Genomic DNA, 14,738 nt, shown 5'->3' on the forward strand with positions numbered 1-14,738 from the left:
TACAAACTCGAATGTATGCGCGGAAATTATAAGAGACACAAATAATGCGTCGATCTCAGAATCCAGAAGAGACACAGAGGCACGACCTGAGCTCCATCAGAAAAGAGACACAAACTCTGTTCTAGGTGCTGAAATAATAAGAGACACAAGTAATGTATCGATCTCAGAACCCATAAGAGACACAGAGGCACGGCATGAGCTTCATCATAAAAGGGACACAACCTCTGTTCTAGGTGCTGAAATAATAAGAGACACAAATAATGTATCGATCTCAGAACCCATAAGAGACACAGGGGCACGGCATGAGCTTCATCATAAAAGGGAGACACCCTCTATTCTAGGCGCTGAAATTATAAGAGACACAAATAATGCGTCGATCTCAGAATCCAGAAGAGACACAGAGGCACGACCTGAGCTCCATCAGAAAAGAGACACAAACTCTGTTCTAGGTGCTGAAATTATAAGAGACACAAGTATCGCGTCGAGCTTAGAATCTATAAGAGACAAAGTAGTACGCAATGATTCACATCAGATAAAAGACTTAGAAAAAAAATTGTTGGTGGATACAAAATTTATAAAAGAAGGGCTGTATGTGGATTTGATAGGTAATGCAAAGAAAATTGTAGATGAAATAGCCAACATTTGCCTTATAACAGGGGCGCTAGATACCTACTATATTGAGAAACAACTTTTTTCAAAAAATACTGGTGTTAAAGTTGGTGCGATAAAAACAACCGTTTGCCGCCTGAAATCTAAAGGAATTTTGATAAGCTATGAAGCATCTAAGGGAAGAAATTCAGCGTGGAAATTTACATTACATCCAGAGATATTTGCTCAGTACTTGAAAAGTCGTAGGGGAGGGTGAATATACCCACAATATGTTGTCGAGATGAATACTTTATAACAAAAAGATATTTAGGAGGTAAATTTTATGATATCGGTTGCATCAAAAGACTAATGTGCTCAAGTTCGATATTTCATCCTTAACTGGTTAATATTCATTAACAGTTGAAGCAGCATTGAATGCTGAACTCGAAGAGCATTTGGGATATGGCAGGCATGAAAAGCAGGGTTCAACTAATAGTCGTAATGGATATACCCCTAAAATGCTTAAAACAGAAGATGGGGAGTTTGAGCTATTAACCCCACGAGATCGAAATGGGAGTTTTGAACCTCAGCTAGTCAAAAAACATCAGACCCGTCTTACCTCAATGGATGACAAGATTCTGAGTCTTTATGCCAAGGGAAGGCATCGTCAAGTTAACTTTTGGTCTAGACTGTAATTTATTTACAGGAAGACCGTGATGCTAGAAAGGAAGCCTAAAAGATACCGTTATCCATTGGAGTTAATCAGCATCGCAGTATGGAGTTATCATCGTTTTAATGACAGTTACCGTGATGTTTCAGAGCGCTTGCTGTACCGCGGTATTGATGTGAGTTATGAGACGATACGTCAATGGTGCATTAAGTTTGGTTCTCATTTTAAGAATGTCATGAAGAAGCGAGCACCCAGGCCATCGGATAAGTGGCACCTGGATGAGCAGCAATTACGCATTGGTGGAGCGACGTATTATTTATGGCGCGCCGTGGATGATTCGGGCTATGAGCTGGATGTGTTTCTGCAAAAGCGGCGCAATAAAAAGGCGGCTATTCGCTTCCTGTCTCGTTTATTGAATGCCTATCCCAAACCTCGGGTGATTGTAACAGACAAGCTCAGGAGCTACACAAAACCCATTCGCCAGATGGGTAAAGGGGTTGAGCATCGTTCGCATAAAGGGCTCAATAATCGGGTAGAAAATGCCCATCAGCCCACGCGTAGAAAAGAAAAATGCCTCATTCGATTTAAATCACCTGCTGGGGCACAGGCCGTCATCGCACTCATGGGGAAAGTGCGTAATCTCTTTGCTGTCGCCGTGGGGCGCTATACCAACTCCGCCCATCAACGAATAAGCCAATTTCAATCAGCCAAAGAAATTTGGAATGACGCGGCCATGCAACTGCTTTGCGCCTAAAATTCGACATCCGCTATTTGCTTGCTTTATGAAAAGTTAACTTGACGGCGCCTACAATATTTATGCAAGGTCAATTTGTTAGTATAGATAATTCAGACTTAGAGAAACTAATCCCCTCTAACCATTTACTTAAAAGAATAAATCAATTTGTAAATTTTAATTTCTGTAGTTTATTAACCGAGCATCTTTACAGCCAAAACAGAGGTCGAACAGGAATATCTCCTGAGCTTTATTTAAGAATTAAGTTAATTGGCCATTTATACAACATTCATTCTAATAGAAAATTGATAGAACATATCCATTATAATATTAGTTATCGATGGTTTTGTGGGTTAAACCTCACAGATCCGGTGCCTCATCATTCATCGTTAAGCCGCATTAAAAAGCGTCTTGGGGTAAACGTTTTCGAGGAGTTTTTTAAGAACATATTACAGCAATGTAAACATTTCGGCTTATTAAATAGTACTAGTGTTATGACAGATAGCATTTTACTTGATGCAAACGCCTCACTGGATTCATTAACGTTAAAAGAAAAAGAAACTCATGAGCCAGTTATTGAAAAAAGTAAGAGAACAATATCCAATAAAACACACATCAGCAAAACGGATCCCGACGCAACATTAGCCTTTAAATCGGGCACTCCAAGAACTCTAAAATATAAAGCTCATGTGACCAGTGATAGTATTAATCGTATAATTTTAGCAATTAAAATCACTACCGGAGCAGTTCATGACTCTGTGCCTTATTTAGAACAACTTGATTATGTAAAACATACTGTTCTTGGTTCACTAAGTGAAACGGTCGCAGATAGAGCCTATGGATCAGGTGAAATTATCTCTTTTTTAAGGGAACAAAATTTAACAACGTATATCCCCTTATTTAGTTCTCGAAGTGGTTCTTCTGAAAATAGTATTGTAGAAGGTTTTCAATATGATCGGATGAATAACCAATACATATGTTCTCAAGATTTCATATTAAAACCCTGCAAATCTCAAGGAGATACCACAATCTATATTTCATCCACGAAAGACTGTAGGCAGTGCTCATTTACGCAAAGTTGCTTAGCCAAACTCAAGAATAAAGGGCCTGCTCGATATGTGACCAGGAATAAGTATGCTGAACTTTATGAGCAAATGAAAACTGAAATGGGACAACAATATTTTAAGGAAAAACTCTATGAGCGGATGTGGAAAATAGAGGGAGTTATGAATGAATTAAAAAATTACCATGACTTAAAGAGGGCTCAATATAGAGGGTTAGAAAATACACAAATGCAAGCATATTTGGCCGCTATGGCGTTAAACATTAAGAGATTGGTATTTTTTATTTTTTGTATAATGGTGCTAATTTTGATCCAACTTTGCTCATATTTTTCAACAGGCCGCCCCATTATCTTTACCATTACGATTAATAGAGTTGACAAGTACACTAAATAAGTGTACTATTGAATTATATAATAATTTAGGTAATTTTTAAATTGATAAAACCGTGTCAAATCGAGTTAACTAAAGGTGCTCAAAAGGATTTAACTAAGATTCCACAATATATCAAAGAGAAGTTATTATTATGGGTTGACTCGGTAGAGCGTTTGGGCATTCAGAAAATGAGAACTATACCAGGTTTTCATGATGAGCCATTAAAAGGAGATCGCCAAGGACAACGCTCAATAAGATTGAATAAGGCATATCGAGCTATATACATTGAGAATGAACAAAAGGAAATTGTAATTATTTCTATTGTTGAGGTGAATAAACATGAGTACTAATGCAAGAAAATATTTAGAGAAATTAGTAGGGCGTATGTCTTTAGGAAAGGCGATTCGTGCAATTCGTCAAGGAGAAGGGGAAAGTCAAATTGATTTTGCTAAAAGACTTGATGTGTCAAAACAATACCTATGTGACTTAGAGCATGATAGAAAGATAGTTAGCGCTAAAAAAGCCAAGCAGTTTGCTACGATTTTAGGATACCCTATAGAACAATTTATAGCTTTAGCTCTTCAAGACTCTCTTGAGCATGATGGTATTCATATGCTTGTTGAAGTGAAAGCAGCATAATAGGGGTTTCTCGTATATTTGGCCCAATTAAGCAATGGCCTGATATATCAGGACAAATATGCGGAAAAACCCTGTTTTGTAAAACACCACCTAAAGCGCCAGAGAAACAAATATTGGTCGCTTTCTATTGTAAATTATTAAATATAAGTACTGGTAAAGGAATGAAGATGGATGAGGAAAAAACAAAATTTTCAATTGTGGATGAGCATTGGCAGATGTTTGATGACATATCTGAAAACGAAAGTTATAAAAATTTCAAAACTCATGCAAATGAATTGGCAAGACGATGAAAGAGGCTTTTGCTAATGTCATAGAAATCCAAAAAACTATTAACGAGGATAGCTAGAGCGCCTTTATGCCCTAGAGAAGGGTAGGGGTTAAAATTAGGTCTAAATATTAGGTCTGATTACTGTGATAATCAGACCTTAGTCAGTTATAGTATTCATAGTATTCAATGATAGAAATTAAGCGTATATTCGCGTTCTTCATTGAGGTATTTTATGAAAGTACAAAAGATTAAACTGAGTTCTTATGATGTCACATGGATAGTTCTTGATGACAATCACTTGCCGATTAAACCAATCACTGAGTTTGTTCGTTATCTAAATAACGTAGACAAGTCTCCGTGTACGGTGAAAAGCTATGCGTATTGCTTGAAGTTATTTTGGGATTATTTAGCTGATAAAGAACTTAATTGGAAAATCATTAACCTTGCAAGTTTAGCTGGATTTGTTGGCTGGCTAAGGCAATCGAAAGAGCCTGCTCAAATAATCGATTTACATGAAATCCAAGCTGCAAGAAAACCTGCGACGATAAACGTCATTCTGGGATGCTTATCTAGCTTTTATCGCTTTCATAACCAGCTAGGACATACCGATGTAACGATTACTGAATCTCAAAGCTTACCTGGTAATCGATACAAAGCGCTTTTGCATCATGTGTTCAAAAATAAGCCTGCGCAAAAACGGATTATTTCCGTTCGGCAAATTAAAGAGCTTCCCAAAACAATTACAGAAGAGCAATTTATTCAATTAAATAATGCGTGTACTAAGGGGTTTGAAGTCCAATGGTACGAAAACGTACGCTAAGGAATTTCAATATTTTCAGCCAGCTTATTGAACGGTCTTAGTTGCCCTTTCATTATGGCATCGTTCAAGGTAAATGAGTAATGTCCAAGAACATTAATATGCTCATGCTGCAATGGTGAAAGCCTGACCTCATCTTCTTCTTGTATAACAATAGATTTTTGTTCTAAATGATTTCTTGCAGCGTTCATATAAATAGTATTCCAGAGTACAACAGCATTAGTTACTAGACCCAGGGCGCCCAGCTGATCTTCCTGTCCCTCGCGGTATCTTTTGCGGATTTCTCCACGTTGACCATGACAGATAATTCTGGCAACAGCATGTCTACCTTCGCCACGATTTAATTGGGTCAATATTCGACGCCGATAATCCTCATCATCAATATAGTTTAAAAGGTATAATGTCTTATTGATGCGACCAGCCTCAATAATTGCTTTCGCCAGACTGGAGGGCTTATCACTTTTCAGTAATGATCGGATCAACTCGGAAGCATGCACAGTACCCAATTTTAGTGAGCCCGCAATTCTCATCATGTCATCCCAATGTTGCTCTATACGCTTTGGGTTTGCACAATTGCGAGAAATTTCATTTAATGCGGCATAATCGGCGTTTTTATCAATACGCCAGAAAACAGACTCGCCCGCATCTGCCATTCTAGGAGAGAATTGATACCCCAGCAACCAGAACAAACCAAATACCATATCGCTAGCGCCTGCAGTATCCGTCATAATTTCAGTTGGATTTAATCCAGTTTGTTGTTCCAGCAAACCTTCCAGAATAAAGATGGAATCTCTGAGTGTCCCCGGTATGACAATTCCGTGAAATCCTGAAAATTGATCAGAAACAAAGTTGTACCAGGTGATTCCCTTGCTGGCACCAAAGTATTTTTTATTTGGACCGGCATTAACAGTGCGGATTGGTGTAACAAAACGCATCCCGTCTGCAGAGGCTACGTCACCACCACCCCATTTTTTTGCAAGTGGAATGGTGGCCGCTATTCACAAATAGCATAAGCCCGACAGGAGCTTGTCGCACTGTCATTACCAAGAGTAAGACTGCAACTGAGGCAACAATAGGAGTGAAGGCTAATTATTCTATCTGAATCCTTTTTGAGCGTAGAGTAATTAAAAGAACAAATCCAAGCTATTTTAATTGCAAGCTGTTATTCAAGGCTTGAGAATTATTAATCTCTTCCGTTTCTTCTAAGATAGTTCTATATATAGGATTTGTGTGTGCTTTATTTTTTATTTGGCTATAGACTACATCTATTAATTTTTGACAAGGTTCAATAAAATTAGTGCTAAAGACATCGTTAATATCTATTAATCTTGATTTAAGCGCAACATATCCTTTTTCAGTAAATAATGGTTCAAGTAATCCATAATCTTTTATTTCAAATTTCTTATCATCTTTCACGTAGAAAAATAATTGATGTGGTTGCACTAGTTTTTCTTTAAGAATTTGAAGCCCATGCGGGGTACAAAGAGTAAGAAGAAACATCAAGTCATTAGAGTGTAGTTCAAGACAAAATCTTAAGCTAATCCCGCTGCCAAATGCACCTTTTAAATAAAGAGATTTAAGATAGTTAAGTCTTTCAGGTTTAGAATCAAGCTGAATGGTTGGGAGCATTTTTTCCAAAATTTTTTTACCCATTTCATCTTCAAAAAGATATTTTTGACCTAAAGAATCAACAAATAAGTATTCCTCTCTTCGAGCCTCTGGTCTGGTCAAAAAAACTTCTTTAGCATTTTCATCTCTATTTTGGAATTCTGGTTTCAATGCATTTATATAATAGTAAGGATTACTTGGATAAGTAAATTGCTGGAATTCGTGATTTACGCATCGTCCTTTTTCTAAAGAACCAAAAAATGTAAAGATCTTTTGACGAAGTTCAATAGGAAGGTTTGAATAGGGCATATACGACTGAATCAAAAACTTTATAGCATCATACTAAAAAATCTTATTTTACTCAATCTGATTTTTTTCACCACAAGATTCACAATATTTGCTAAATCAAAAATATGGATCGAGGACGCATTCTTTGCTTCCCAGAAGAGACCTTATTACGAAATGAAGTTAATTAATAACATTATCTTGTTCTGACTTTAAAGGAATTTCCTGAGGAGGAAAGCCATAATTTTTAATCCTTTTTCCTTGCATACTCATTTTCTTGTTCGGTATACTTATACCTTTACTGGTAATTCATCCATATCGGCCACCAATTATTAGAATGTAATCATCGCTTTTATCAATTTTTTAGTTTTACAAATTCAAATTGATCTTCATCTGCAGCTGGAAACAATTCCATTCCGATTGGATAGTGACCCATTTGCCGGATTGTACTTGAAACCTCGTAATCTATTTCTTTTTATGTAGGGCTAATTTCTTGGATAAAAGATTAAAATAGAATTTTTGTAAAAGCTCCTTTTCTTTATAACTTTTTTTAGTCTCTCTTTGAAAAATCTATCACAAATATCAAGGAAGTATTGCGGCTGTAAAAGATAGCTTTTTCAGATAATAGCCCCTATGTATTATTTACAGCAGATATTGCCAAAGATAAATTTGATAGTTTTCTATGTAGTTAACAATCGCCATAAGCATTGCTTTTAAAGATAATGTCTACTCCGGGTTGGTTGTTCTTTATATTAATTTGGTCAATTTGCTCTAATTTTTTAATATCATCCTCAATTTTGATAATTAATACAGTAAACTGCGCCCTAGATTTTTAATTTGGATTTTGACATTTGGGTCTCCTTATAAAAATTACCGTAATGATTAATTTTAAATCAGATGTAATTTAATCCTTCTTTATTTATCAATGAAAGCGAATTATTCTCTTTCCTCTATTCCAATCTGGAAATAACTAAAACAAAGAAAATCAAGTATCGATTCTCCTTTCCCAAAACCGTAAAACAATCTCAACCGATGCCAAAAGGGTTAAGCCGCAACCCAAAACCAATCAATGCGCCAGTAAATTCGAAGCCCTGGATGCTTTAATGAGGTATGTTTTATTTAGAAAAATTAAACAATTAACGTTATCAGTTTTTTTCCACTTTCCTTTTTAAATTCCTATCTTGTAGTTGGCCATAATTAGGTCTATAACTAGAGGACATAAAAGGAAATTCTTATGTCACTTATGGCTCACTATTTGACATATACTCACTATTTGACATATAATTGAACAATATGCTAAATATGTTTAATTATAAAAAATAGGGTGTATTTTCATGAAGCTTGAGCTAAATCATAAAACTGCCGCAGAAATAATTACCTTACTCCAAACAATACCCGCTACCACATCTTTAACCTTAGTAGGAGACAACCAGTTTCATAAACAAGATTGGGAAAAAATCTTCACAGCTCTCCCTCAATCAATAACTTCGCTAAAATTTCATGCTATAGGTAGCAGCAGCATAGCAACATTGTCTAATGCTCTTTCCACATTGGGAAAAAATATCGTTTCTCTGGAATTCATTGCCTGTGGCAACGGCGAAAATATAATTAAGCAATCACATGCTTTTCCAGAAACGGTCACTACTCTGAATCTAACGAATTGTCCTTTACCTGATTATCCGGATAATGAATCAGCTAATACAGTATTTGATCAATTAAATCCCAAAATTACCTCCTTAGGCTTACGAAATTCGCTCGTCAGGAAAGACGGTACACAATTAACGCGAGTCTTGGCTGCTCTACCGAAAACACTGATGCAACTTGATTTGGGGTCTAACTTCTTTGGAAACTTTCGGGGTCGTGCTCAACCATCTCCGACTGCTACCGAGCTTGTGCAGGCCTTCACTGCAATTAAAGCCCCATTAACTCATCTAAGCCTAGCCAATAATGACATGTTAAGAGGGATAACAGGACCAGAAGCTGCTACTCTAGCCACCGCGCTTCAAAAACTCATTTCCCTGGACTTAAGTAATACACAATTTCTAGAATTTAACACGGCATCATTATCACTTTTCACTAATCTAAAAGTCACCCAACTTAATATAAAAGGCAGTCAGCTTGATTTGAAAAAAACATCTTTTAAAAATCTACCTCAGGAACTTCGTGTTCTCGATTACAGAAATAATGATATTGATAAAGATGATCTGAAATATTTTAAGGAGCTTCCGCCTAGGCTGACTACTATAGCTTTAAATTATGATAACTTTATTATATGCAAACCTGAAGCATTATTTGCTGCCTTGCCTACAACACTTTCTACACTGGTTTTAAATGACAGGTTTACTGATTCCAGAGCCTCTTTACCTAATTTAATATCCATTATGCAAAAAATTCCCTCTCATATTAAAATTCTTGATTTAAGCAATAATAATCTGGAACGTTTTTCTTCAGAAGAACTGGAACAGCTTATAATGGCTATTCCCCAACATGTACAACGCATTGTTTTAAAGGATAATCTTTTATTTCATAATAAATCCTCTACAGAAATGGAAAAAATACTTATCGCTTTTGGACCGCTGGAACAAAGGCAGCGATTTAATCTGGAAGGTACTGGTTTTCCTCAACTACAAACAGCGCTTCTCCCAATAACAATGATGGTTGGGAAAAAACACCAGACGCCCTCCGGCGAAAGAACCGCCTTACCAATAAACTTATGGGCAACTATTTTGAGTTATACTACTTTTGGCACCGACGAAAGGGTCATGGAACCCCGCATATTGGAGGCTATGAATAACTTACAAACCATAAAACAAAAGGTCTCAGATGACTCTCGTCTGCAATCCTTAAAAACAGCAGTAGCTACCGCAGAACAAGAGTACAGAAAATATCTGAGTGGAGCTGAAAGCTCTCGAGGACAACGAAACTGGGCGAGCACTTTTTTTTCATTCAATCACTCCCAAACAGTTCAAAATTCAATAATGATCTTAAATCAAAAAGTCCAGGAATCTCAAACTGCTGCTGAAGCAATACAATTTATTAAAGAATTTTTAACTAATCCTAGTAATAAAAATGTCGCACACTCTCCAGAGCTCTTTTTGGCCGATCAAATAGTAAAGATTGACGGATTAGAGCAAGTGCAAGAATATTATCCGCAATATAAGCCTTATCAATCATGAAGAATTTAAACTTTCTCTGACCGCAAGATAAGAGGTTAAAGGAGTAAAGAAAAAGAAGCGGTCAACCAAACTTTAGGATTGTTGGGATCTCTTAAACGTGTTTTGCAATAGAACTAAATACCGAGAAGCTAATAACCGCTAATCATGATCATCGGATTGATAGCAACACTCAAGTGTTCTTAAATGAAATTATTTGACTAAACACACTAAAAGTTTTCAAAGCGCAGTTAGACATCTAATGAGCAGTATAATTCTGTGCTCATTAATTAAGCCAATCTGACTCCTGATATGCTAAGGCTTTGTCATGTTAACACTTCTTTTTAGCTTCAGGAAGATTCTACTTTTTTTTGCTATAATTATTGGACCCCCCCCTGAGGCATAGGGAAGTTATGGCACGGCGTGATCAAACCGCTTTAATTTCACAATTGAATAGATATTTATCTTTATTAAATTCTGAAAATCTACCGCTTAATGGGATTTGTTTTGGTCTATCAGTCTGTCGTTCTGCTATGCGAATATCTGGAAAACTGGAATGGTGGGACGCTGCTATTGCTCAAATTTTATTATGGGACGGTCAAAAGGACTCGCTTCTTAAAAGGATTATTTTACCAGACGCGAATTCACCTCAGGGTGTCCCTTTAGAAATGCTTTTTGAACGAATAATTAATTATTTAGTTTTTAATCATGGAATTTATGTACCTCTTCCTCTACCTCAATACCATTTATTAACACCTGGACAATTCTTCAGTTTGGTTGATAGTCATAACGAAATACATCAAATTGAAGAGACTCATCGTATGGCTGGAAGTTTTTTCACAAATGATTTAATAAGTATTTTTGAAGATGCTAATACGATAGAGGCCATTAAAAATAGCATTTGCATTGTAAATAATATGTCCCATGCTTGCGAATTAGGGTGGTTAGATGGACGATGGTATTTTTATGACCCTGAATATGGTAAGGGCACTCAGAAGTTTTTTGAAACGTCTAAAGAGCTAACCGAAGAGATTTTTTCAAGATTAGGTAAAGAGGTTTGCATACAGCTTGCTAGTTTAACTAAACTTAAAAATAAGCCTTTTAAAACTTTTGAGGACCTTGTTATTCAACATGCTGAGAGATTGACTTCTCAAAAAGGTTTTTTGATCATAGCCAAGTGGCATACTTCTTTAATACCTCAGCTATTGGAAAATTTAAGCCAAGACGAAATTTCCCCACTCCTTAATCAAACTGATACATACGGTTGGTCTGCCATAATGTTTGCGGCATATAATAATATTCCCGAAGCTGCCCATGCTCTTTATGCTGCAGGTGCCAATCTTAATCAAACCTTACCAAAAAACGGGTGGACCCCGCTCATTATAGCTAGTAGAAATAATGCTTCTGATACAATAAGACAGCTCCATGCAGATGGAGCAGATCTCAATCAAAAGGATTTAAATGGCGAAACTGCATTAATACACGCTGTGAACAGTAATGCTACGGCTGCTGTTAAAACTCTTTGTGAATTTAATGTGAATGTACTGCAAAGATATAAAGGTGCAACTGCGCTTCACTACGCCATTACTTTGAAAGATACAGAGATTTTTTCGCTTTTATTAAGAAAAGCAGGAAATCTCCCGCCTGAAATTTTTTCAGAATTGCATAAAATAGCAACATTTTTAAAAAAAGTGGACGTTATATCTTTATTAGAGTTTCAAAAAACACAATCTGCTCCTAAAAATTATGCTTTAACATTCTTTAAGGCAAATAAGAGCGAACCCCTAGAGCAATCCTTACCAATAACAGATAAATCATTTTCTAATAAAAGATGAACAGCAATAACATTCTTTTCAAAATTCAGTTCTGCAATATTTTGTAATTTTTATAATATTAACCATTTGGTGGTAATTGGACAATTTGCGCTATTTACAATCGCTGCATTGCCCTCTATGATTTGATTAATGTAACAACAATCATAATAAGTGAGGGCAATATGAGTCGAGGTGGAAAAAGACTTGGAGCAGGACGCCCAGAAGGTAGTAGCCAATATGGTGAAGCCACAAAAACCATTCGTGTTCCCATTTCCCGCGTTGAGGAAATTAAGGACTATTTGCAAGAGCAGTCAAGAGGCATTCCTCTTTGGGGTTTGAAGTCCAATGGTACGAAAACGTACGCTAAGGAATTTCAATATTTTCAGCCAGCTTATTGAACGGTCTTAGTTGCCCTTTCATTATGGCATCGTTCAAGGTAAATGAGTAATGTCCAAGAACATTAATATGCTCATGCTGCAATGGTGAAAGCCTGACCTCATCTTCTTCTTGTATAACAATAGATTTTTGTTCTAAATGATTTCTTGCAGCGTTCATATAAATAGTATTCCAGAGTACAACAGCATTAGTTACTAGACCCAGGGCGCCCAGCTGATCTTCCTGTCCCTCGCGGTATCTTTTGCGGATTTCTCCACGTTGACCATGACAGATAATTCTGGCAACAGAGACATTTTTAGCCTATGCGACTCTTCGGATATGCTCGTGTTTCAACCAGTCAGCAATCTTTAGACATTCAGATTAAAGGGCGCCGTCAAGTTAACTTTTCATAAAGCAAGCAAATAGCGGATGTCGAATTTTAGGCGCAAAGCAGTTGCATGGCCGCGTCATTCCAAATTTCTTTGGCTGATTGAAATTGGCTTATTCGTTGATGGGCGGAGTTGGTATAGCGCCCCACGGCGACAGCAAAGAGATTACGCACTTTCCCCATGAGTGCGATGACGGCCTGTGCCCCAGCAGGTGATTTAAATCGAATGAGGCATTTTTCTTTTCTACGCGTGGGCTGATGGGCATTTTCTACCCGATTATTGAGCCCTTTATGCGAACGATGCTCAACCCCTTTACCCATCTGGCGAATGGGTTTTGTGTAGCTCCTGAGCTTGTCTGTTACAATCACCCGAGGTTTGGGATAGGCATTCAATAAACGAGACAGGAAGCGAATAGCCGCCTTTTTATTGCGCCGCTTTTGCAGAAACACATCCAGCTCATAGCCCGAATCATCCACGGCGCGCCATAAATAATACGTCGCTCCACCAATGCGTAATTGCTGCTCATCCAGGTGCCACTTATCCGATGGCCTGGGTGCTCGCTTCTTCATGACATTCTTAAAATGAGAACCAAACTTAATGCACCATTGACGTATCGTCTCATAACTCACATCAATACCGCGGTACAGCAAGCGCTCTGAAACATCACGGTAACTGTCATTAAAACGATGATAACTCCATACTGCGATGCTGATTAACTCCAATGGATAACGGTATCTTTTAGGCTTCCTTTCTAGCATCACGGTCTTCCTGTAAATAAATTACAGTCTAGACCAAAAGTTAACTTGACGATGCCCTTATTTAATAGGGTAAGTGTGCAATCTTAAGTTGGGTGTGACAATCAATGGAATTGAAAGATACTCTAATAAATCAACTTGTTGGCCTCACGTTCCGGAACTTGCGCTGTGATGCAAAATCAACAAGTACTAGCCGTCCATAATTGCACTATTATTTAACTGAATTATTGGTGGTAGTTCCTATAATGGTGAGAGTAGGAACTGTACTGACCTTCGGGGTGAGTAAGCGGTCAGATCACGTCGACCCACAAAAACAAGGGGAACGAGCACACTTTCGCTTAGCGAGCCGATTTCTGGAGCTGGGATGTTCCGGAATCTTTCACGATGTAGCGTTCCCCTTATTGATTAATTCTATTCTAAAAAATATTTATAATTCACATTAAAAGTTTGCTCCAATCGTTTTGCAATAGTTTTTCCAATTGGCCGCCTTCCATTTTCCATTTTTGATAGATTTGCTTGAGTAACATTGATTAATTTTGCAAATTCAATCTGATTCAAATTTTCACGAGCTCGTAATCCTTTTAAAAGAGCGCCAGCTTTTGTATATTGTTCATTAAGATCGTTAAATAGCTCTTCTACTGAAACAAACTCTTCCTCCGATTTTCTTTCATCGGGCTCAACTCGATACTGTTCTGCTACCTTTTTAGGGATAGCATAAGCTCGTTTGCCTACTTGAAAACGTATAATTTTATCTTTTGTTGTTTGTTTTTTAGTATGGTGCTTTTTCGTGAGTGCCTGCATAATACACCTCTATGATTTTGACTTCGTTTTCTACTACTTCCCAACAACATACGTATGTAGGATTTCCCTTAACTAAATGACAATGCCGTAAATCACGGGAGCTTTTTACTCCCTTGAGCCCTCTAAGCTTTCCATAATTAGGCCACGATGTTCCTGGAAATGGCCCTTTATTCTTCAAGTCGGTTACCAATAAATTTAAAGCGTGAAAAGCAGCTTTACTTAACCCTCCAGTTTGCTTCGCAGCTTTTTTTGTAAATCTAACTTGCCAGCTCATTTTAATGATATACCATAAATTGACATATGTCTAATTATGACATAAATTATTTATTGAAACAATCAAAACAGGCACGTGAAAAATAACCATATTAAGAGCCGTCTTACAAATGTTCGCTTGTAGATGCAATTAGT

At 37.2% G+C, this 14,738-nt stretch carries 12 protein-coding genes and 3 pseudogenes; 10 read left to right on the top strand and 5 right to left on the bottom strand.

Annotated elements, in window-relative coordinates:
• The 8 genes and pseudogenes from BN3124_RS17130 to BN3124_RS00760 all read left to right on the top strand — a co-directional run.
• Window positions 1-865 (top strand): hypothetical protein (locus tag BN3124_RS17130; RefSeq protein WP_058532964.1); only part of this gene is annotated, 865 nt, incomplete at its 5' end.
• 136 nt (window positions 866-1,001) lie between these two features.
• Window positions 1,002-1,247 (top strand): annotated as a pseudogene (locus BN3124_RS00735) (transposase); the annotation flags it as partial.
• Between the two features lie 57 nt (window positions 1,248-1,304).
• Window positions 1,305-2,012 (top strand): IS6 family transposase, encoded by a 708-nt coding sequence (locus BN3124_RS00740; RefSeq protein ID WP_058532965.1) that lies wholly within the window; start codon window positions 1,305-1,307, stop codon window positions 2,010-2,012.
• A 62-nt stretch (window positions 2,013-2,074) separates the two neighbouring features.
• Window positions 2,075-3,448, top strand: a complete 1,374-nt coding sequence (locus BN3124_RS00745) for a transposase (RefSeq protein WP_058532966.1) — start codon at window positions 2,075-2,077, stop codon at window positions 3,446-3,448.
• A 41-nt stretch (window positions 3,449-3,489) separates the two neighbouring features.
• Complete coding sequence (locus BN3124_RS00750; RefSeq protein ID WP_058532967.1) at window positions 3,490-3,777, top strand: type II toxin-antitoxin system mRNA interferase toxin, RelE/StbE family; 288 nt, start codon at window positions 3,490-3,492, stop codon at window positions 3,775-3,777.
• Window positions 3,767-4,066 (top strand): helix-turn-helix domain-containing protein, encoded by a 300-nt coding sequence (locus BN3124_RS00755; protein WP_058532968.1) that lies wholly within the window; start codon window positions 3,767-3,769, stop codon window positions 4,064-4,066. Before BN3124_RS00750 ends, BN3124_RS00755 begins: the two co-directional genes overlap by 11 nt.
• A 167-nt stretch (window positions 4,067-4,233) precedes the next feature.
• Window positions 4,234-4,356, top strand: coding sequence for a hypothetical protein (locus tag BN3124_RS17430; protein ID WP_269057615.1), 123 nt, complete (start codon window positions 4,234-4,236; stop codon window positions 4,354-4,356).
• Between the two features lie 210 nt (window positions 4,357-4,566).
• A complete protein-coding gene (locus tag BN3124_RS00760) occupies window positions 4,567-5,154 on the top strand; it encodes a site-specific integrase (protein WP_058532969.1) in 588 nt (195 codons plus the stop codon).
• On the opposite strand, the pseudogene BN3124_RS00765 reads toward BN3124_RS00760, so the two are convergent.
• A pseudogene (locus BN3124_RS00765) lies at window positions 5,151-6,143 on the bottom strand (transposase); the annotation flags it as partial. The gene BN3124_RS00760 and the pseudogene BN3124_RS00765 overlap by 4 nt on opposite strands.
• Window positions 6,144-6,294: 151 nt before the next feature.
• Window positions 6,295-7,068, bottom strand: coding sequence for a hypothetical protein (locus BN3124_RS00770; protein ID WP_058532970.1), 774 nt, complete (start codon window positions 7,066-7,068; stop codon window positions 6,295-6,297).
• A 1,310-nt stretch (window positions 7,069-8,378) separates the two neighbouring features.
• Here BN3124_RS00770 and BN3124_RS00775 point away from each other — a divergent pair.
• Entirely contained in the window at window positions 8,379-10,220 is a 1,842-nt protein-coding gene (locus BN3124_RS00775; RefSeq protein WP_058532971.1) for a leucine-rich repeat domain-containing protein, read from the top strand.
• A gap of 389 nt (window positions 10,221-10,609) precedes the next feature.
• Complete coding sequence (locus BN3124_RS00780) at window positions 10,610-12,031, top strand: ankyrin repeat domain-containing protein (RefSeq protein ID WP_058532972.1); 1,422 nt, start codon at window positions 10,610-10,612, stop codon at window positions 12,029-12,031.
• 342 nt (window positions 12,032-12,373) lie between these two features.
• Here BN3124_RS00780 and BN3124_RS16585 read toward each other — a convergent pair.
• From BN3124_RS16585 to BN3124_RS00795, 3 genes and pseudogenes are all read right to left on the bottom strand, one after another.
• Window positions 12,374-12,694: pseudogene (locus tag BN3124_RS16585) on the bottom strand (Tn3 family transposase); the annotation flags it as partial.
• 130 nt (window positions 12,695-12,824) lie between these two features.
• On the bottom strand, window positions 12,825-13,532 hold the full coding sequence (locus tag BN3124_RS00790) for an IS6 family transposase (RefSeq protein ID WP_058532965.1): 708 nt from the start codon (window positions 13,530-13,532) through the stop codon (window positions 12,825-12,827).
• Window positions 13,533-13,940: 408 nt separating this feature from the next.
• The gene (locus tag BN3124_RS00795; RefSeq protein ID WP_058532974.1) at window positions 13,941-14,330 is read right to left on the bottom strand and encodes a helix-turn-helix domain-containing protein; all 390 of its coding nucleotides are present in this window, start codon (window positions 14,328-14,330) and stop codon (window positions 13,941-13,943) included.
• Window positions 14,331-14,738 lie beyond the last annotated feature (408 nt).

Origin of the sequence: Legionella saoudiensis, assembly GCF_001465875.1 — a bacterium.
In the GTDB taxonomy this organism is placed as follows: Bacteria; Pseudomonadota; Gammaproteobacteria; order Legionellales; family Legionellaceae; genus Legionella; species Legionella saoudiensis.

Coding starts and splice junctions, on each gene's coding strand:
- BN3124_RS00740 (WP_058532965.1), top strand. CDS start 1,305: ATGCTAGAAAGGAAGCCTAAAAGATACCGTTATCCATTGGAGTTAATC.
- BN3124_RS00745 (WP_058532966.1), top strand. CDS start 2,075: ATGCAAGGTCAATTTGTTAGTATAGATAATTCAGACTTAGAGAAACTA.
- BN3124_RS00755 (WP_058532968.1), top strand. CDS start 3,767: ATGAGTACTAATGCAAGAAAATATTTAGAGAAATTAGTAGGGCGTATG.
- BN3124_RS17430 (WP_269057615.1), top strand. CDS start 4,234: ATGGATGAGGAAAAAACAAAATTTTCAATTGTGGATGAGCATTGGCAG.
- BN3124_RS00760 (WP_058532969.1), top strand. CDS start 4,567: ATGAAAGTACAAAAGATTAAACTGAGTTCTTATGATGTCACATGGATA.
- BN3124_RS00770 (WP_058532970.1), bottom strand. CDS start 7,068: ATGCCCTATTCAAACCTTCCTATTGAACTTCGTCAAAAGATCTTTACA.
- BN3124_RS00775 (WP_058532971.1), top strand. CDS start 8,379: ATGAAGCTTGAGCTAAATCATAAAACTGCCGCAGAAATAATTACCTTA.
- BN3124_RS00780 (WP_058532972.1), top strand. CDS start 10,610: ATGGCACGGCGTGATCAAACCGCTTTAATTTCACAATTGAATAGATAT.
- BN3124_RS00790 (WP_058532965.1), bottom strand. CDS start 13,532: ATGCTAGAAAGGAAGCCTAAAAGATACCGTTATCCATTGGAGTTAATC.
- BN3124_RS00795 (WP_058532974.1), bottom strand. CDS start 14,330: ATGCAGGCACTCACGAAAAAGCACCATACTAAAAAACAAACAACAAAA.